The sequence below is a fragment of the Antrihabitans spumae genome, assembly GCF_043944905.1.
Classification (GTDB): domain Bacteria; phylum Actinomycetota; class Actinomycetes; order Mycobacteriales; family Mycobacteriaceae; genus Antrihabitans; species Antrihabitans spumae.
Genome location: NZ_JBIMSN010000090.1, coordinates 72,378 through 91,943, shown reverse-complemented (window position 1 = coordinate 91,943; position 19,566 = coordinate 72,378). Strand labels below are relative to the sequence as shown.

General features: G+C 59.3%; 18 protein-coding genes. 9 read left to right on the top strand and 9 right to left on the bottom strand.

Going from position 1 to position 19,566, the window contains the following annotated elements; all coding sequences use genetic code 11:
- Positions 1 to 374 precede the first annotated feature (374 nt).
- From ACHIRB_RS19980 to ACHIRB_RS19960, 5 genes are read right to left on the bottom strand one after another with little or no spacing between them, the layout of a single operon-like run.
- On the bottom strand, positions 375 to 572 hold the full coding sequence (locus tag ACHIRB_RS19980) for a hypothetical protein (RefSeq protein WP_395124742.1): 198 nt from the start codon (positions 570 to 572) through the stop codon (positions 375 to 377).
- Entirely contained in the window at positions 569 to 1,111 is a 543-nt protein-coding gene (locus ACHIRB_RS19975) for a hypothetical protein (protein ID WP_395124743.1), read from the bottom strand. The genes ACHIRB_RS19980 and ACHIRB_RS19975 overlap by 4 nt, the downstream gene beginning before the upstream one ends.
- Complete coding sequence (locus ACHIRB_RS19970; protein ID WP_395124744.1) at positions 1,108 to 1,383, bottom strand: hypothetical protein; 276 nt, start codon at positions 1,381 to 1,383, stop codon at positions 1,108 to 1,110. Before ACHIRB_RS19970 ends, ACHIRB_RS19975 begins: the two co-directional genes overlap by 4 nt.
- Positions 1,380 to 1,631 carry a hypothetical protein gene (locus tag ACHIRB_RS19965; protein ID WP_395124745.1) on the bottom strand — a complete coding sequence of 84 codons (252 nt, stop codon included), beginning with the start codon at positions 1,629 to 1,631 and terminating at the stop codon, positions 1,380 to 1,382. The genes ACHIRB_RS19970 and ACHIRB_RS19965 overlap by 4 nt, the downstream gene beginning before the upstream one ends.
- Before the next feature lie 18 nt (positions 1,632 to 1,649).
- On the bottom strand, positions 1,650 to 1,958 hold the full coding sequence (locus tag ACHIRB_RS19960) for a hypothetical protein (protein ID WP_395124746.1): 309 nt from the start codon (positions 1,956 to 1,958) through the stop codon (positions 1,650 to 1,652).
- A gap of 104 nt (positions 1,959 to 2,062) precedes the next feature.
- Here ACHIRB_RS19960 and ACHIRB_RS19955 point away from each other — a divergent pair, with 104 nt between their 5' ends.
- The 6 genes from ACHIRB_RS19955 to ACHIRB_RS19930 all read left to right on the top strand — a co-directional run bounded on the left by ACHIRB_RS19955 (position 2,063) and on the right by ACHIRB_RS19930 (position 13,169).
- On the top strand, positions 2,063 to 2,902 hold the full coding sequence (locus tag ACHIRB_RS19955) for a hypothetical protein (RefSeq protein WP_395124747.1): 840 nt from the start codon (positions 2,063 to 2,065) through the stop codon (positions 2,900 to 2,902).
- A gap of 219 nt (positions 2,903 to 3,121) precedes the next feature.
- Entirely contained in the window at positions 3,122 to 5,557 is a 2,436-nt protein-coding gene (locus tag ACHIRB_RS19950) for a type I restriction-modification system subunit M (RefSeq protein WP_395124748.1), read from the top strand.
- Positions 5,554 to 6,774, top strand: coding sequence for a restriction endonuclease subunit S (locus ACHIRB_RS19945; RefSeq protein WP_395127754.1), 1,221 nt, complete (start codon positions 5,554 to 5,556; stop codon positions 6,772 to 6,774). The genes ACHIRB_RS19950 and ACHIRB_RS19945 overlap by 4 nt, the downstream gene beginning before the upstream one ends.
- Positions 6,771 to 9,857 (top strand): type I restriction endonuclease subunit R, encoded by a 3,087-nt coding sequence (locus ACHIRB_RS19940; protein WP_395124749.1) that lies wholly within the window; start codon positions 6,771 to 6,773, stop codon positions 9,855 to 9,857. The genes ACHIRB_RS19945 and ACHIRB_RS19940 overlap by 4 nt, the downstream gene beginning before the upstream one ends.
- Positions 9,844 to 10,575, top strand: a complete 732-nt coding sequence (locus ACHIRB_RS19935) for a M48 family metallopeptidase (protein WP_395124750.1) — start codon at positions 9,844 to 9,846, stop codon at positions 10,573 to 10,575. The genes ACHIRB_RS19940 and ACHIRB_RS19935 overlap by 14 nt, the downstream gene beginning before the upstream one ends.
- Positions 10,572 to 13,169, top strand: a complete 2,598-nt coding sequence (locus tag ACHIRB_RS19930; RefSeq protein ID WP_395124751.1) for an AAA family ATPase — start codon at positions 10,572 to 10,574, stop codon at positions 13,167 to 13,169. The genes ACHIRB_RS19935 and ACHIRB_RS19930 overlap by 4 nt, the downstream gene beginning before the upstream one ends.
- 16 nt (positions 13,170 to 13,185) lie before the next feature.
- Here ACHIRB_RS19930 and ACHIRB_RS19925 read toward each other — a convergent pair whose 3' ends face one another.
- Entirely contained in the window at positions 13,186 to 13,473 is a 288-nt protein-coding gene (locus ACHIRB_RS19925; RefSeq protein ID WP_395127753.1) for a hypothetical protein, read from the bottom strand.
- Between the two features lie 255 nt (positions 13,474 to 13,728).
- Positions 13,729 to 14,670, bottom strand: coding sequence for an AraC family transcriptional regulator (locus ACHIRB_RS19920; protein WP_395116383.1), 942 nt, complete (start codon positions 14,668 to 14,670; stop codon positions 13,729 to 13,731).
- Positions 14,671 to 14,872: 202 nt separating this feature from the next.
- On the opposite strand from ACHIRB_RS19920, the gene ACHIRB_RS19915 reads away from it, so the two are divergent.
- From ACHIRB_RS19915 to ACHIRB_RS19905, 3 genes are all read left to right on the top strand, one after another.
- Positions 14,873 to 15,436, top strand: coding sequence for a flavin reductase family protein (locus ACHIRB_RS19915; RefSeq protein ID WP_199707852.1), 564 nt, complete (start codon positions 14,873 to 14,875; stop codon positions 15,434 to 15,436).
- Positions 15,437 to 15,473: 37 nt separating this feature from the next.
- Positions 15,474 to 17,096 carry a 4-hydroxyphenylacetate 3-hydroxylase family protein gene (locus ACHIRB_RS19910; protein ID WP_395124753.1) on the top strand — a complete coding sequence of 541 codons (1,623 nt, stop codon included), beginning with the start codon at positions 15,474 to 15,476 and terminating at the stop codon, positions 17,094 to 17,096.
- 155 nt (positions 17,097 to 17,251) lie between these two features.
- The gene (locus tag ACHIRB_RS19905; RefSeq protein WP_395116377.1) at positions 17,252 to 18,088 is read left to right on the top strand and encodes an SDR family NAD(P)-dependent oxidoreductase; all 837 of its coding nucleotides are present in this window, start codon (positions 17,252 to 17,254) and stop codon (positions 18,086 to 18,088) included.
- 5 nt (positions 18,089 to 18,093) lie between these two features.
- Here ACHIRB_RS19905 and ACHIRB_RS19900 read toward each other — a convergent pair whose 3' ends face one another.
- Positions 18,094 to 18,717, bottom strand: coding sequence for a CoA transferase subunit B (locus ACHIRB_RS19900; RefSeq protein WP_395116439.1), 624 nt, complete (start codon positions 18,715 to 18,717; stop codon positions 18,094 to 18,096).
- Between the two features lie 17 nt (positions 18,718 to 18,734).
- Complete coding sequence (locus ACHIRB_RS19895; RefSeq protein WP_395116437.1) at positions 18,735 to 19,481, bottom strand: CoA transferase subunit A; 747 nt, start codon at positions 19,479 to 19,481, stop codon at positions 18,735 to 18,737.
- Positions 19,482 to 19,566: the final 85 nt, after the last annotated feature.

Below are 19,566 nucleotides of genomic sequence, written 5' to 3'. Positions count from 1 at the left end.
AAGATCGAAAACCCAATCCGAAACAGATCAAGCCGGCACGTCAGCCCGGAGAAAGATCTGGGCTAGTGTGATGACCGCGCGGCTCAACTTGCGTAGATCCGGCGGATCACGGCGGACTGCTCGGATGGATATTCGGCGTTCGCCACGACCACTTTGGCCATTCTTACTGCTGGCATTTCTTCGTGTTTTTGACATAGTTTTCCCCTCCTTTCAAATTGCTTGTTGTTCCGCATTGCTTTAATGCAACGACTGGTGAATCTATTTAACTTTGCATTGATGCAACGGTCAATAACATTGTCCGATTCCACAACACCGAACGGAACGAGGCCGCCGGAGGAGAAATCGCTGCATATTCCGGTTCGCTGCGAAACGCATTACCAGCGGTCCCGGTACCACCGAAATATTGCGATCGACCCGACCGCGAGCGCCACGATTCCGATCACCACCACCAGAAACGGCAGGATCGACTCGAGAACCTGAATCGCACACCACAGGGCGATGACTCCGCCCAGCACGCCGACGCACGCATCGACAAACTTGTCGATCCACGCCTTCGGGTCGGATGCGCTCATAGCTGGCGACGCAGTTCTACGAGCAATCCGTGATCGAAACTTGCAGTGACGCAGCTGTTTACGAACTGGCGCTGATCGACCGGGAACCGCCTCGCGAACGCCTGGACGTAAGTCTGGCCGGTCAGGTCGGCGTGAAGTAACTGCCACTCCAGTCCACCACGTGGGAATCCGGCCAACTCCAGTTGGTCGAGGTGCCACAAGCTGAGTTCCAGCTCGTCGACCAACTCGAAGCTCAATCCACGTCGGGCATGGTTGACGTCGTGCCAGAACCGAAGGCCGACATTTACCAGCGGATCGGTATAGATGACGTCGTCGCTGTTCTCGCCGCTGATCGGCAACGGCTCACCGGTGAGACAACTTCGGGCGTATGCCCGCCGCACCCCCTCGTAGGTGTTCGGGGCATCGGGCGTGACGATCCAGCCGAACCCGACGTGTGCGGTGGTCTGCTCAGCCTGGTCGAGGATGAATCCGCCGAGGTTATCAATGGCCTCCCCGACAATTCGGTCCGTGGGCGCCAGATTCGGGTCGATGATGGTCATGAATCTCGCCTCGTCGCCTCGTCACGGACGATCTGCTGAGCCGCAATGAATGCACTCTCGATGCGCTGCACGGAGTCCGCCCCTTGTCGCTCGATTCGGCCAAGCTCGCGCTCGGTGGCGTCGATTAACTGCCGTCGCGTTCGTCGGCGCTCCTGCCACGTCGACAGCGGGTCGATCACGAACAAGATGATCGCCAGGTACGCCACGAAGATGACGGCGTACATTGCCAACCAGAGGAGCGCGAACTCCAGCACGTCGCCGACCCAGCTCATAACGGCCACCGCCGAATCCAGTCGAGTACTTCATGGGCAAGGGCGGCTCCCAGTTCGCCGGCGTGAATCGCGCTCGCTGGGGCCTGGTCGAACCGGTCGGTCGCGTAGCGCTGCATTTCGTCGGTCAGGTTGAGGACCCGGTCCATGACGTAGTTGGCGATGTCACTGGCAACGGCCGGGTCGTCATGTGATGGAACGGTCAGTCGCAGGTCGTTGCACGCGCTGGTCGGCGTGGTCTTCTTCGGCATCTCATTGTCTCCGTTCGCTCAGTGACGGAAGTTGGCGACTTCGTTGCCAACGAAGGCGGCGTACTGGTCGACAATGTGGTTCAGCCGATTGGCCACCACCGGATCGCCGTCAGCATGGAAGATTGCCTCGCGCGACAGCATCGCGGTGGTCTGCAGCCCGATCGCGGCAACCATCCCGGCGGCTTGGACGCGCGTGCCGGTGATGAGGCCGCGCGCTACTTCGCGATTCTGCAGGCGGGCAAGTTCTTTACCTTCGCTGCGGGTGATGGAGTCGGGGATTTGGGCGGCAGCCAACGTGGACGAGGTGCGGGGAAGGATATTGGACATCGGGTAAATACCTCCTGGGTGGGGACCCCCGGTGGGGTCACTACCCACACTGCGGAGAAGCCGACAGGTCGTCACTGACACGAAACTGACAGGAAGGTCAGCCGATGCAAGATCCGGTACGCGATCGCCTGCTGACAGAGTTGCGAGGGCTTCGCCGCGCACCGGGCAACCCAAGCATCGAGCGCCTAACCGACAAGTTCGAGTTGGTCGAAGCGCTCGGTATGGGCGACACCGACCGAGCCTGGCAGCGGCTAGACCGGTTGCATGAGCAGCACGGCACAGATCCCGAGACCGACATCGGGGCCTACTTCTATCTCGCAGGCTGGAACGTAGGACGCGACACGCTCGACCGGCGGATTCGCGACTACGCAGCCCAGTTCCACGTCCGCGATCGAACCGCCCTACGGCGCGGAGACCGTGGTGCGCTCAAGCTCGCTGCCCTCATTCGGGACGAGGCCGAAACGGCGCGACCGTGGGGTCTGGTGACACTCTTCCAGTCCGGCAACGCCGTCGACGTGATCGTCCGATTGATGCTTGGCTTCGAATCGTGGCGACCGGCGACGATTCGCGTCAACGGCAACGACGTATCGGACCCGCAATTCACGATCCATCGCAACCCGGACGTCGAGGGCAACTACTTCCACCAGCTCATCGTCGAGGGCGTCGAACTCGACCTGAACGCGTCCAAGCACAGCCCAATGGCCACCATCTTCATCCACTGGCCCATGCCGGTCTGGCCCACCTGGCAAACAGTCGCCTATGTTGCAGACCCGCTAATACTCGTTCGGACACGAACTTTCCGCGATCGGGGCATCGAGCTAAGGCTCGAATGGTCACGCGAGGCACCGGCGCGAGACTGCGGGCCACTGATGACGGACCAGCGGATGTGGGTGGAAAGAACTGGTCCGAGAGCCCGCGCCGTGCACGAGGGGCGGGCGGAGTGAGTTGCTCCTCGGATTGCCGCCGACCCACACATTACAAATCTGGGAGTGGTCGTGCCGGAGTTCCGCCGATCCGTCGGTGGCGCCGGATATGGTTGATGACGCTGTCCCGGCGAGCGAGGCGGACGGTTGATTGTCGGCATCACCGAGCTGTGACCTGCGGATATTTGCGTCGGCACTGCTATAATTGAAAATGATTATCAATAATGGAGATATACGCCCGTGGCCTTGAAGAAATCCGACCTTTATAGCTCACTCTGGCGCAGCTGCGACGAACTGCGCGGCGGCATGGACGCCAGCCAGTACAAGGATTACATCCTGACGCTGCTGTTCGTGAAGTACGTGACCGACAAGGCTAAAACCGATCCGAGCAGCCTGATCGACGTCCCTACCGGCGGTTCGTTCGACGACATCCTCGCCCTCAAGGGCGACAAGGAGATCGGTGACAAGATCAACGTCATCATCGGTGCTCTTGCCAAGGCGAATGAGTTGGAGAGGGTCATCGACCTGGCCGACTTCAACGACGAAGAGAAGCTCGGCAAGGGCAAGGAGATGCAGGACCGGTTGACCAAGCTGGTCACCATCTTCGCCGATCTGGACTTCAAGGGCAGCCGCTCCGAGGGCGACGACTTGCTCGGCGACGCTTATGAATACCTAATGCGGCACTTCGCCACTGAATCCGGCAAATCCAAGGGACAGTTCTACACGCCGGCCGAAGTCTCACGGATACTGGCTAAGGTCGTTGGAATCGGACCGCATACCCGCCAAGATCAAACCGTCTACGACCCAACTTGTGGCTCTGGCTCGCTGCTGCTCAAGGTCGCCGACGAAGCGCCCCGCGGCATTTCCATCTACGGCCAAGAAAAGGACAACGCCACGTGGGCGTTGTCCAAGATGAACATGATCTTGCACGGCAATGAAGACGCCGTCATTGCCAAGGGCGACACAATCACGAGCCCGCAGTTCATAAAGGGTTCCGAGCTCCGCACGTTCGATTTCGCGGTCGCCAATCCACCCTTTTCCACCAAGTCATGGAACAGCGGGCTCGAAAACGAGTTCAGCCGCTTCGAGTACGGCACCCCGCCGGAAAAGAACGGTGATTACGCCTTCCTGCTCCATGTCCTTAAATCACTCAAGAGCACGGGCAAGGGCGCGGTGATCCTGCCGCACGGCGTACTGTTTCGCGGTGGCAAAGAAGCCGTTATCCGCAAGCGCCTGCTGCAGCACGGTTTTATCAAGGGCATCATCGGGCTGCCCGCCAACCTGTTCTATGGCACCGGTATCCCGGCCTGCGTGGTGGTCCTGGATAAAGAGAACGCCAGCGCCCGGACGGGTGTGTTCATGATCGACGCATCTAAAGGCTTCATTAAGGATGGCAACAAGAACCGCTTGCGCTCTCAAGACCTGCACAAGGCCGTCGACGTCTTCAACAAACAGACTGAGTTGCCGCGCTATGCGCGGATGGTGCCGCTTGCTGAAATTGCCAGCTCTGACAACGATTTCAACCTCAACATTCCGCGCTATGTCGACTCGTCCGAGCTCGAAGACATCCAGGATCTGCACGCTCACTTGCACGGTGGCATCCCCGAGCGTGATATCGACGCGCTGGGTGCCTATTGGGACGCCTTCCCGAGCTTGCGTTCAAATTTGTTCGTCCCCACTGGCCGCGACGGCTACAGCCAGCTGACAATCGACGTCGCCGAAGTACAGCAGCGTGTTCTGGCGTCAAGCGAGTTCGTGAAGTTTGCCGACCAAATATACGCCCAGGTAGCCGACTGGTACGCCCCGCACCGGCCAGTTCTTGCCGCGATTGATGCCGACACCAAGCCAAGCGCGCTCATTAAGACGCTCGGCGACGATTTGCTTGCTCGATTCAGAACCACGCCGTTACTCGACGAATACGCCGTATATGAGCAGCTGATGACCTACTGGCACGGCGTCATGCACGACGATGTCTTCCTGATCATGAACGACGGCTGGCAAACCGCTGCCGCCCCACGCAAGACTATCGAGGACAAAGACCGCAAGATCACCGAAACCCCCGACCTCGTGGTCGGCTCGGGTCGTGCTGCATCGAAATACAAGATGGACCTCGTTCCGCCTGCACTCATCATTGCCCGCTACTTCGCAGCGGATCAGTCGACAGTCGACCACCTAAATGCTGCAGCAGAAGAAACCGCTCGGGGCATCGAGGAATACACCGAAGAGCATGCCGTCGAGGACGGGCTCCTCGAAGACGCGATGGACGACGGCAAGATCAGCAAGGTCCTGGTAGCCGCAAGGCTGAAGGTCGCCAAACGCGAAGAGGCAACGGCTTCCGAGATCAGGGCGTTGCAGCATCTATCCGGGCTTTACGGCGACGAAGCCACCGCCAAGAAGAGCGCTAAAGACGCTCAGGTCGCACTCGACACCAAGACACTGGCGAAGTATGGCAAACTCACCGAGTCCGACATCCAACAGCTGGTACTCGACGACAAATGGCACGCCACCGTCGCGGCAGGTATCGCCGGTGAGCTGCAGAAGTTGACTCACAACCTCGTCGGACGCATCAAGCAACTCGGCGAACGCTACGACTCCACTCTCGAAGACCTCGAAACCGAAGTCGATCAGCTCAGTACCAAGTTTGCGGCTCACCTCGCGGACATGGGTGTCAAATGAGCGACGCGTCGATGAGGAGCTCGGCGGTTCCGGAAGGATGGACCCTACGACCCTTACTCGAATTGGTGTCAATTCGAAGCGGTCAAGTGAACCCGACTCGGAATCCCTTCAACACGATGCTGATGGTCGCGCCGGATCATATTCAAGCAGGAACTGGCAGACTTCTTGCGCGAAAGACTGCAGAGGAACAGGGAGCGATCAGTGGAAAGTATCTGGTCGAGCCCGGAGATGTTGTATATAGCAAGATTCGACCCTATCTGCGCAAAGCGATCATCAGCGATTTCCACGGTCTGTGCAGTGCAGATATGTATCCATTTACTCCAAGAAATTCCACAGATAGTAGATTTATTCTGGGCATCATTCTGTCAAACAGATTCAGCGAGTTCGCGATAAGCGTGTCGGCTCGAAGCGGAATTCCCAAAATAAACAGAGAAGAGTTGGCGGAATACAGCTTACCCGCGCCCCGAGGTGACGAACAGCGCGCCATCGGTAACGCACTATCGGATGTTGATGCCTTGATCTCCTCCCTAGAGCGCTTGATCGCCAAGAAGCAGGCGGTCAAGCAGGGCGCCATGCAACAACTTCTGACGGCAGATATACATGACGACTGGAAGCTCCAGCAGCTTGGTACCTTGCTAACCGGCCATCCTAGTTACGGGATCAATGCTGCCGCGTCCACATATTCCCATGATGAACCTACTTACCTCCGAATCACCGACATTAGCGACGACGGAAGGTTTACGCCTGATCCGAAGGTTTCAGTTAGACATCCGTCTGCAAAATCGTATTTTCTCCGCGATGGCGACCTCGTATTTGCGCGGACAGGCGCTAGCACTGGGAAGGCGTATCGATATCGGCCAAAGGACGGTCCACTCGTATACGCAGGCTTTCTTATCCGTGTAACTCCAGATCCGGCACGCCTTGATCCGAGCTACCTCTCATATTTCGTACAGAGCAAGTCCTACTGGGACTGGGTCGCCGTAATGTCCGTGCGCAGTGGACAGCCCGGCATTAACGGGAATGAGTACGCAGGGCTTCCGATATCTTTCCCCAAGATCGAACAGCAGCGTGCCATATCCTCCAGGCTGGCTGACATGGACGAAGGGATCGAAATCCTAGCGACGCGGCTGGCAAAGACCCGCGCCATGAAACAGGGCATGATGCAGGAATTGCTCACCGGGCGTACGCGATTGCCAACAGAGGGAGCGGCATCATGAGTAACGTCGGGCAAGTAGAACGCAAGGCTCAAGATCGCGTCGTCGAGCTGTTCGGCGAGACCCTCGGCTACGACTACCTGGGTAGTTGGGAGTACCGCGACCGCAACTCGAACATCGAGACCGCGCTGCTAGATCAGAATCTGCGGGCTCGCGGGTACAACGACAACCTGATCAACAAGGCGATCGAGCGGTTGCGCAAAGACGCCTCGCTCGGTGGTGGCCGCGACCTGTACGAGGCCAACCGGGACGTCTACGGACTGCTGCGCTACGGCGTAAAAGTCCGACCTGGCGTTGGCGAGCAGACCGAAACTGTATGGCTTATCGACTGGGCGCACCCCGAGGCAAACCACTTCGCTGTCGCCGAGGAAGTAACAGTGCGGGGCGAGCACACCAAGCGGCCGGATGTAGTGATTTATATCAACGGCATCGCCCTGGGCGTCATCGAGCTGAAGCGCTCCAAAGTCGCCGTGTCGGAAGGCATTCGGCAGAACATCGGCAACCAAAAGCACGAGTTCATCCGTTCGTTCTTCACCACGGTGCAGTTGCTGATGGCAGGCAACGATGTGGAGGGACTGCGTTACGGGGTGATCGACACACCTGAAAAGTACTGGCTGGAATGGAAAGAGCCTTCGGACCTTGCCGATCCGCTCGATCGTGCGCTGACCCAAATGTGCTCAAAGTCGCGACTACTGGAGATCATCCACGACTTCATGGTGTTCGACGCGGGCACAAAGAAGACATGTCGGCACAATCAATTCTTCGGGGTTAAGGCATCGCAAAAGCGCATCGCTCAGCGTGAGGGCGGCATCATCTGGCACACCCAGGGCTCGGGTAAGTCACTGACGATGGTGTGGCTGGCCAAATGGATTCGCGAAAACCAACCGGATTCCCGGGTGCTGCTGATCACCGACCGCACCGAGCTGGATGATCAGATAGAAGGTGTGTTCAACGGTGTCAATGAAACAATCTATCGCACCAAAAGCGGCGCCGACATGCTCGCCACACTCAATGCGTCCGAGCAGTGGCTGATCTGCTCACTAGTCCACAAGTTCCGCAATTCCGAAGACGACAAGTCGGTCGGCGACCCTGACGGCGATTTCGTCAAGGACTTGAGTTCCAAGATTCCGAAAGGCTTTACGGCCAAAGGCAATATCTTCGTATTTGTCGACGAAGCGCACCGCACGCAATCGGGCAAAATGCACACCGCCATGAAGAAGCTGCTGCCCGGTGCGATGTTCATCGGCTTCACCGGCACACCGCTACTCAAGGTGGACAACGCAACCAGCATTGAAACCTTCGGTACCTTCATTCACACCTACAAGTTCGACGAAGCAGTCGGTGACGGCGTTGTGCTGGATCTACGCTACGAGGCCCGCAACATCGACCAAGACATCACCTCGCCCGCAAAGATCGACCAATGGTTCGAGGCCAAAACCAAGGGCATGACTGATCTATCCCGCGCCGAGCTGAAGAAGCGTTGGGGCACAATGCAAAAGGTCGTCAGCTCCGAGCCGCGCTCTCGTCAGATCGTCAACGACATCCTGCTGGATATGGAAACCAAGCCACGATTGTCCGATGGACGCGGCAACGCGATGCTAGTCGGCGCCAGTATCTACCAGGCTTGCAAGTTCTACGAATTATTCAGCCAAGCCGGCTTCAAGGGCAAATGCGCCATCGTCACCAGCTACGAACCGCAAGCTGGCGACATCTCCAAGGAAGACTCCGGCGAAGGTGCCACCGAAAAGCTCCGCCAGTACGACATTTATCGCCAGATGCTGGCCGACCACTTCCGCGAATCGCCCGACGCCGCGATGAGCAAAGTCGAACAGTTCGAAAAGGAAGTCAAAGACAAGTTCGTCAACCACCCAGGGCAGATGCGACTGCTAATAGTGGTCGACAAGCTCCTGACCGGCTTCGACGCACCGAGCGCGACCTATCTTTATATCGACAAGAAGATGCGTGACCACGGGCTGTTTCAGGCAATCTGCCGAGTGAACCGCCTGGACGGTGACGACAAAGACTACGGCTATATCGTCGATTACCAGGATTTGTTCAACTCACTTGAGACCGCACTCACCGACTACACCAGTGGCGCCCTCGACGGCTTCGAGAAGAAGGACATCGAAGGCCTTCTGTCGGATCGTTTCGAGAAAGCCCGCGAAGACCTCGACGAAGCACTCGAAAAGATCCGGGCGCTCTGCGAGCCGGTTGCGCCGCCAAAGGACACGCTGCAGTACCAGCAGTACTTCTGCGCCAAAGATGCTGGCAGCGCCGAGCAACTCAAGGCGAATGAACCGAAGCGTGTCGAGCTGTATAAAGCTGTTTCGTCCGTAGTGCGCGCATTCGGTGCGATTGCTAACGAGATGAAGGAGGCAGGCTACAGCGACGCCGAGGCCGCCGCCATCAAGGCCGAGATCGCTCATTACTCGAACGTTCGTGACGAGGTGAAGCTTGGCGCAGGCGAGGACATCGACTTCAAACAATACGAGGCCGGAATGCGGTTCCTGCTCGACACCTACATCCAGGCCGACGCATCAGAGGTCGTCTCCGACTTCAAGGACGCAGGATTAATCCAGCTCATCGTCAAGCTCGGAGCTGGCGCCATCGACAAGTTGCCCAAGGGAATCAAGAGCGATCCCGCTGCTGCTGCGGCAACGATCACCAACAACATGCGCAAGGTGATCATCGACGAACACGCGATGAACCCGAAGTATTACGACAAAATGTCGGCCCTTCTCGACGCACTCATCGAACAGCGACGAAAAGGCGCGCTGGATTATAAGGCGTACTTGGCGAAGCTGATCGAACAAGCCCAGCAGCTGGGCGCGCGCGAATCCGACACCAAATACCCCGAGTGGGCAAATAGCGGTGCCAAACGGGCACTTGTCGACTTTGGATTTCCGAGCGAGAAGCTGGCCATAGAAGTTGATCATGCTGTGATGAGCGGCAAACCTGATCAGTGGATCGGTAGCCGTATGAAGGAGCGCAAGGTCAAGCGTGCCCTTCGTGCGGTCTTGCCCACTGATTTCGATCGACTCGACGAACTGTTTGACCTGGTGAAGGCCCGCGATGAATACCGCTAGCGCGTATCTCACGGTTGCAGGGATCGACATCGACGTCGTCTACAAAGACATAAAGAACCTGCATATCGGGGTCTACCCACCTTTAGGTCGGGTCCGAGTTGCCGCACCCGAACGACTTGACGATGACCGGGTGCGCCTTGCCGTGATCCAGCGATTGCCCTGGATCAAGAAGCAGCGCAATCAACTTCAGGCTGTAGAGCGGCAATCGGCGCGCGACATGGTCACCGGCGAATCCCACTATTTCTGGGGAATCCGACAACGGCTTCGAGTCATCGAGCGACCCGGTCGCGCACACTTCGAAGTCGATGGCGAACGATTACTTCTGTACACCCCGGCCGATACCAGCACGGAGCGGCGGCGTGAACTTCTGGACAGGTGGCATCGCCAACACTTGCGCGCAGCGATCCCCCCGCTCGTCGCGAAGTGGGAACCAGTCCTCAAGGTGTCGGTGTCCCGTTGGAGTGTCCGACAGATGAAGACCAAGTGGGGATCCTGCAATCGGGAGACCGGACATATCTGGTTCAATGTCGAACTTGTCAAGAAACACCCCGAAAGTTTGGAGTACATCGTCGTTCACGAGATGACGCACTATCTCGAACGCGGCCACGGAGAACGCTTCACAAGATTGATGGACAAGTTTCTGCCCGATTGGCGCGCTCGCCGCGACCAACTGAATGCTGCGCCGCTGGCCGATGAGGAATGGGGGCCTGGGGTATGAGTGATAGGCAGGTAGTTAACGGAGCAACTCAGGGAGAGAACGACATCAACACCGAGGTTCCGGTGGATCCCCGCCATGCGCTGGCCGAATGGGCGAACGAGCACGATGAGTGGATTCGGCTGATAGTCCGAGAAGTCTTGGCCACACGGCGCTCGGTCGGCGCGGACGCTATCGACGATGCCTACCGCCTCTTCAGGCAAGAGAAGGCGTTGGACAAGCGCGAGCTGCCCGAGCAACCCAAGATCGAGATCGAATCAAGCGATGAGGAAGCGGAGCTACCGCTGACAATCACGAAACTCGACGGCGTCACGGGAGTGAACGCCCTGATTCCGGGATCAGTCATCGAGCCGCATGAAGGACTAACAATTCTCTTCGGCGAGAATGGAACAGGAAAGACCGGCTACTCGCGCATCTTCAAGGCGCTCGCGGACAGTCGGACTGCGGATGTCGTCCTCCGTGACATCGGTGCGGACTCCGAAGAACCGCAACATGCTGCCATCGCCTTTAAGCTCGGCGACAAGGAGAGACAGTTCATCTGGAGCGGCGAAAGTGGGGTCGCTCCATTCACGCGAATGTCAATATTCGACACTCCATCCGTGAACTTTCACGTCGACGACGACCTTGAGTATGTCTACGTTCCGACAGTTCTTGCCCTATTCAATCACGCTGTGGCGGGCATAAAAGCGGTCCAGGCCCAGATCGACACGGCAATCAAAGAATTGTCGGGCGGCGCGACGACGTTGCTCGGAAGATTTCCACGCACGTCGAAGGTGTACCCTCTGATCGAAACCCTTGGTGCGACAACAGATCTCAACGAGCTGGACAGACTCTCGGACAAAGACCCCAAGGTTGACGAACGCATCGAAGTACTCCGTCGCGCGGTCGCAGCTCTCGATGCAAACACGACTGGAACGCTACTCAAACTGCGTCAGCGGGAACATGCCGTGATGACCCAGGCGGTCAAGGTAGTCAAGACGCTGGGCGCATTCGACGCACCGGGGTATAACGCAAGGCTGGCAATGCGCGAGGAACTCAACAAAGATTACGTGGCCTTTCGAACTGAATTGTTCAAGGCGGCGGCCCTTCCGGCGGAGCCAGAGGGGACATGGGAGAGTTTCGTTGCGAGCGGCGAGCAGTACAAGCAGCACCTGGTCGATCTCAGTGTTCACGATGACGACAAATGTCTATATTGCCGTCAGCCGCTAGGCGATAGAGCGCGGGATCTTGTGTCGAAGTACGGCGAATACCTCGCGGACAAAATCTCGGGTGCGATCACTGAATGCAACACAGCAATACAGGAACTCACCTCCGGGGTCCGAACACTGGACGACTCAGACATAGTGTCCCTACTAAAGGAATACAAGGAGCGGTCCGATCAACCGGGCTTCTACCCAAGCTTGGTCACCTTGAGGGAAGCCGTCGTTGCGACTCAGCAGACCGTTACGGACCAGTCGGTATTGGCGGCCGATGCACTTGAGAATATCGCAGAACTTGAAGTATCCCTCGGAGAAATCGCTGCGACTATAGGGACCGAGGTCGGCGAGCTTCAGCGGCAGGACGCCAACCGAGCCGAAGCCCTGGCTTCCAACCGGAAGGATCTAACGGAACTGACCGCCGCTGCAGAGCTGGCCCGTTCGTGGGCTCAGATTGAAGCTCAGGTCGGCAACGCCAAGGAGGCCGACAAGTTGAAAATCCTGTCCAAGGCCCTTCCAGTCCTGATCCGCGCCGTCACCGATCTATCGAAGACAGCGAGCGACCAACTCATCAACCAGAACTTCGACAAGCTCTTCGCTGAGGAGTGTGATGCTCTCCGTGCTCCGAGTCTGAAGCTTGAATTCGTTGGCCGCCAGGGCAAGGCCCACCGGAGGAAAGTTATGAAGGGCAAGTACAAGCCGTCTAAGATTTTGTCGGAGGGTGAGCAGAAAGTACTCGCGATCGCGGACTTCCTAGCTGAGGCGCGACTCGCTGGTATTACGGCGCCGGTGATCTTCGACGACCCGGTGTCCAGCCTGGACCACCGTCGAATCAACGAAGTGGCCCAGCGTGTGGCCCTTTTGGCCGATGACAATCAGGTCATTGTATTCACCCACGACATCTTCTTCGCAACCACGCTGCTATCCCTCTTCGAGACGTCTAAGCGGTGCGTCTACCTCCAGATCACCGATGAAGACGGCAAGGGGCAGGTGACACGCGCCAGTGGGCCGCGGTGGGACAGCCTGTCCAATCTTCGCGGGAACATCAACAAGACGATCGAGGCGGCAAAATCAGTCGAGGGTGAGGCGCGCTCGGCGCTAGTCCGCGAAGGATACGACTGGATCCGCTCATGGTGCGAAGTCTTCACCGAAACGGAGCTACTCCAGGAGGTATCGCTGAGATACCAGCCAAACGTCAGAATGACAGCCCTCGCAAAAATCAAGATCACATCGCTCCCGGACGCAATCGCGGTCGTCACCCGGGTGTTTGAAGAGGCTTGTCGATACATCGCTGGACACTCCCAGCCTCTTGCCTCACTCGGCGTTGCACCGAACCTTCCGGGGCTCCAAGCTCACTGGCAGGAACTCCAAGACTGCAGAAGGGCTTACCTGGCTGCGTAAATCACAGGTCGATAGCTTATTGGTGCCACCGTTCAGCTACCGCTGGGCGCATCCTCACTCCTGCGCGTTTCAGTGCCTTTCCGACCGTGCTCGGTCCCAGCCCAAGCTTCTCGCCGATCCGTACCGTCGACCAGCCCTCCGCGTACAGCGTCGTCGCTTTCGCGACAATCTCCGGCGTCATCTTGACCCGCGAATGCAACGCAACGTCCTCACGGCGCAGGTGAGCACTGACTGTCTGGCGGTGAAGCCCGAACTGATCGGCAAGTTCGTTGGCTGTCGCTCCATTTCGGTATTTGTCGATCAAGTCCCGCAGCTCCTCCGTTTGCAGCTTCCGGTTCGTCCGGCGTGCTGGACGGTCGGCGACACGCTCATCGGGTTTGAATGCGCTCCCGATTTTGGCGACAGGATTGGCGCCTAGTTCACCGATAAGTCGCTGAAGTGCGGTTCCTTGGCTTGAACACGTTGCGCGGAGGCGCACCCCTTTTGCCGGACCCAGCCGGAGCCGATGCGACACTCGTCCCGCATAGCGGTACCTATGTCGCATTCGCTCCGGGAATCGTCACTGCCCGCGCAACGCCTCCGACGGCGACATCCCGTACTTGCGACGGAAGGCCGCCGCGAACCGGCCGGTGTGCATCAGTCCCCACCGCATCGCGACGTCGGTCACCGAGAGCCCCGGGCCGCCCTCGGAAAGGTCGGCGTACACGCGTTCCAGACGAAGCTCGCGCAAGTACTCCATCGGGCTCATGCCGACGTATTCGCGAAAGCCTTCCTGCAGTCGCCGCACGCTGACGCCGGCCACCTCGGCCATGTCTGCAGCGGTCCAGGCTCTTGCCGGATCCGCTTGCATGCGATCGATCACACGCTTGACGATGCGTGGCCGAACAACCGCCCCCGCGACCTCGTCGTCGTGCACAGCAGCAAGCAGGAATGCACTGGTGATCGCACCCGCGAGCTGATCGGAGACGAGTTTGTTCCGCAGCACGCTTTGGTCGCCTTGTGCTTGCGTTGCAACAGATCTGACGAATTCGAGCCAGCTCGCGCCACGTTCGTTTCGTAGATCGACCTGCGGCGGTAATTGCACACCCGGCCGTGCGAATACGCGCGTGATTTCACCACTCAGATAGTCGCGATCGAGCTTGACGCCGAGGATCGCGCACGACTTCGTCCATTCGATGATCCGCGTCGTCGTATCGGGCGGGCAGATCGTCGCCATGCCGTTCGACGAGTAGACGGGTTCCCCGCCCGACACCGACTCGATGTGTCCCGACATCGGAATGTTCACCGCGTATGCACCGGGGTGATCGGAAGCGACGGCGACGTCGGCGCCCCACCCGATCTTGGCAAGAACCACCGGTCCGAGTTCGACGGCGTTGACGAAAGTGTGGGTCGCGTCGTCTTTCGACAGCGGCGTCAACGTGTGCGGAAAGTAGGCGTCGCTGACGGCGTGACAGGCCTCGTCCCAGTCCTGCGGCGGGTTCGCCTCCGGAAGCGACGTCATCGGCGAACCTCCTTGTCCGTAGTCGGGCGCGTTCTTTCGAGTGTGGCTCTCGCCACTATTCATGGCAACCACGGCTTCGTTCAAGCCCTGGTCCAGACGCCCGCGCAAAGCGGATCGTCGCCGCGCTTTGCGGATCGCCGGCGCTGACCCACCGTCTTATGTTCTACGTCACATCGAACCGAAATCCGGAAGGAGGCCAGCGATGGAGCAACGCGAACTTCGCAACATCTTCGGCCAATTCGCCAGCGGAGTCACCGTCATCACCTGTAAGAACTCCGAGGGCGACGCGCATGGTGCGACGGTGACTGCCTTCACGGCCGTGTCGATGGAACCGCGCCTGTGTCAGGTGACGCTGACGAAAAAGTCCAAGGCGTGCGCCTACCTCAGCGGCGCACCATTCGCAGTCAACATTCTCGCCGCGGACCAGGTCGACACCGCAATGCATTTCGCGGGCCGCCCACAATCACCGGAACCGGTGTGGGCGGACGGACCGACAGCTCCCGTCATCTGCGGCGCATCCGCGACGTTGTCGTGTGTGCCGTGGGCAGAGTACGACGGCGGCGATCACATCATCTTCATCGGCGAGATCGTCGAAGCAACCACAACACTGAAGAACCCGTTGTTGTTCTACCGCAGCACTTTTCACGACCTCGGCCCAACGAGTGCAACAGCCACGTGGCAGGGCTCGATGGACGACCCCGAAATCGGCTGGTTCGGAGCAAGTACCAGCTTCACCCCTTTCCACCTCCACACCGCCGCCGTCTGACAGTCCGAAGTCCCCACCTCACCAAAGGAACTCAGCTATGACCACCACGGAATCGCGACCCGTCGAAGGCGTCGCAGTCGATACAAGCAAGGTCAATCCCGCGGAGAACTCGCCCGCAAATCAGCAACAGAACTATGCGACGCGGCCCATGACCGGCGACGAGTACATCGAATCACTGCGTGACGATCGTGAGATCTACATCCACGGCGAACGCGTCGAAGACGTGACCACACATCCGGCGTTCCGCAACCCGATCCGCATGACCGCTCGCCTGTACGACTCGATGCACACCGGCGAACACGTCGACAAGGTCACTGCCCCAACGGATACCGGCAACGGTGGCATCACCATGCCGTTCTTCAAGACGCCGACCTCATCTGCTGATCTGCTCAAGGAACGCGACGCGATCGCGGAATGGGCGCGGATGACCTACGGCTGGATGGGCCGCTCCCCCGACTACAAGGCCAGCTTCCTCGGCACGTTGCACGCGAACAAGGAGCTGTACTCGCCGTTCCAGGCCAACGCCGAGCGCTGGTACCGCGAATCGCAGGAGAAGGTCCTGTACTGGAACCACGCGATCATCAACCCACCGGTCGATCGTCAACGGTCTCCCGACGAGGTCGGCGACGTATTTATGAAGGTGGAGAAGGAAACCGACGCCGGACTGATCGTCAGTGGCGCGAAGGTCGTCGCGACCGGATCGGCTATCACGAACTACAACTTCATCGCGCACTACGGCTTGCCGATCAAGAAGAAAGAGTTCGCGCTGATCTGCACGGTACCGATGGACTCGCCAGGCGTGAAGCTGATCTGCCGCACGTCGTTCACCCAGACCGCAGCAGTGATGGGCACCCCGTTCGACTACCCGCTGTCGTCACGGATGGACGAGAACGACACCATTTTCGTCTTCGACAAGGTGCTCGTGCCGTGGGAGAACGTCTTTATGTACGGCGACGTCGAGAAGATCAACGCGTTCTTCCCGCAGTCCGGTTTCCTGCCGCGCTTCACTTTCCAGGGTTGCACGCGTCTCGCCGTCAAGCTCGACTTCATTGCCGGCCTGCTGCTGAAGGCGCTGGAGATCACCGGGTCGGGCGGCTTCCGCGGCGTGCAGACCCGGGTCGGCGAAGTGATCGGCTGGCGCAACCTGACGTGGTCGCTGACGGAATCGATGGCACGCGATCCAGAGCCGTGGCTCAACGGTGCAGTCATCCCAAAGCTCGAATACGGCCTTACCTATCGGATGTTCATGATCCACGGCTACCCACGGATCAAGGAGATCATCGAGCAGGACGTCGCCTCCGGGTTGATCTACTTGCCATCCAGCGCAGCCGATTTCAAGAGCCCTGTCGTCCGCCCGTACCTCGACAAGTACGTCCGCGGCAGCGACGGCATCACCGCGGTCGACCGGGTGAAAGTTATGAAGGCACTGTGGGATTCGATCGGATCCGAGTTCGGCGGTAGGCACGAACTCTACGAGCGCAACTATTCCGGTAACCACGAGAACGTGAAGGCGGAGCTGTTGTTCGCGGCCGAGGCTCGTGGTGGAACCACAGCGATGAAGGGTCTCGCCGACAAGTTCCTCGCCGAATACGACCTCGACGGCTGGACCGTGCCCGACCTCATCGGCAACGACGACGTCTCGTACTTCAAGAACCGCTGACCGACATCGAGTGCATAGTTTTGCAGGCGCAGACTGGTCCAATTCCCTGCAAAGCTATGCACTCGGCGCGCGGTGCCCTAGCGCGTGAGGATGAACACCCGCTAATCTATTGAGCGATGTTCAGTAAGCCTTTCAACGACGTTAGGAACCACCGCATGGGCAAGTTCGAGGGCAAAGTCGCCGTCATCACCGGAGCATCGGCAGGCATGGGCCGAAGCTTGGCGGTCGAACTCGCTCGCCGCGGGGCGAAACTCGCCATCTGCGACCTCAACGCCGCCGGTCTCGAAGAAACAGCTCGGCAGTGTAGAGCGCTCGGCGCAGAGATGAAGGTCGACCTCATCAACGTCGCAGAACGCGAAAACGTGCTGACCTGGGCGGATGCCGTAGCCGAGCACTTCGGCGCGGTGCACTACGTGTTCAACAACGCCGGCATCGCGTTCAGCGGCACCGTCGAGAAGACCGAGTTCAAAGACTTCGAACGCGTGATGGACGTCGACTTCTGGGGCGTCGTCAACGGCACGAAGGCCTTCCTCCCCCACCTCTTGGCAGCCGGCGACGGACATGTCGTCAACACGTCGAGTGTCTTCGGCCTGTTTTCGATGCCGACCCAGAGTGCATACAACGCCGCCAAGTTTGCTGTGCGCGGCTTCACCGAGTCGTTCCGCCAGGAAATGCTCTTCACCAAGCAGCCGATCAAGGTGACGTGCGTCCACCCCGGCGGCATCAAGACCGACATCGCGAAAAACAGCACGACCGCCGACGGCGACGGACTCGAAGCGTTCAATCAGCTCTTCGACAGAATCGCCACCACCAGTGCCGATTCCGCAGCCAAGACCATCCTCAAGGGCGTCGAGCGCGGCGACGCGAAGATTCTCGTCGGTTACGACGCACATGCGCTGGATCTGCTCATTCGACTCAGCGGTTCGTCGTACCAGCGGGCCTTCGCCGAGATCGGCGGACGACTGCTGCCGAAGAACTTCCTCAAGAAGTAGTTCGCTCAGCTCGCGTGAACGTGATCGAGGATCCGAGCTCCCGTCGCGGCTCGGACCTCGTCCACGGTTACTCCCGGCGCCGTCTCCAGCAGAACGAGACCGTCGGGAGTGACGTCGAGCACCGCCATATCGGTGACAATCCTTTGCACGCAACCCAATCCGGTCAGCGGCAAGGTGCACTCGTCGAGAATCTTGTGGGCACCGCTCTTCGAGACGTGTTCCATCATGACGATGACTTTCCGCGCGCCGTGGACCAGATCCATCGCGCCGCCCATTCCTTTGACCATGTGGCCGGGAATCATCCAGTTCGCTAGGTCGCCCTTCGCACTGACCTGCATCGCACCGAGCACGGCGACGTCGACCTGACCGCCGCGGATCATTCCGAACGACGCCGACGAGTCGAAGTACGAGGCACCCGGCAACACGGTGATCGTTTCCTTGCCCGCGTTGATCAGCTCGGGGTCGAGCTCGTCTTCGGTCGGATACGGACCGACGCCGAGGACGCCGTTCTCGGAATGCAGCACGACGGTGATGTCCGGCGAGAGAAAGCCGGGAACAAGGGTGGGCATGCCGATGCCCAGATTTACGTACTGCCCGTCTTCGAGTTCCTGTGCGACTCTTGCCGCCATCTGCTCACGAGTCAGTTTCACGACCGCACCGTCCTCTTCTCGATTCCCACGGTCACTTTGCCGACGTGGACGACTCGCTGCACATGGATGCCCGGCGTGTGCACCTCGTCGGGACCGATCTCTCCCGGCTCGACCAGGTGCTCGACCTGCGCGATCGTGATTCTGCCGGCTGCTGCCGCAGGCGGATTGAAGTTCCGCGCGCTCCGCCGGTAGACGAGATTGCCGTGCCGATCGCCTTTCCAGGCATGAACGAGTGCGTAATCGGTGACGATGCCTCGTTCCATGACGTAGGTCGTTCCGTCGAATTCGCGCGTCTCTTTGGGCGAGGACGCAACAGCGATCCCGCCGCTGCCGTCGTAGCGCAGCGGCAGTCCACCGTCGGCCACCTGCGTGCCGACGCCGGCCGGGGTGAAGAAGGCAGGAATTCCCGCACCACCCGCGCGCATACGTTCGGCGAGCGTGCCCTGCGGAGTCAGTTCGACCTCGAGCTCACCGGAGAGATACTGCCTGGCGAACTCCTTGTTGTCTCCGACGTACGAACTGATCGTGCGCCGAATTCGATGCTCGGCCAGCAGCACACCTAGCCCGAATCCTGAAGTGCCGCAGTTGTTGCTGACAGTCTCGAGGTCCGTCGCGCCCTGCTCGAGCAGTGCATTGATCAGCACCTCCGGCACACCGACCAAGCCGAATCCGCCGACCGCGAGCGATGCGCCGTCCGCAATATCTGCGACGGCCTCCGCCGCGGTGGTAACAACCTTGTCCATCATGGGATCGAGCATACCGAGGTTGGTGCGTATTGTGAACTTACGTTCGCATCGTGAACGTGCGATTGCCCGCGACCTCGCTTGG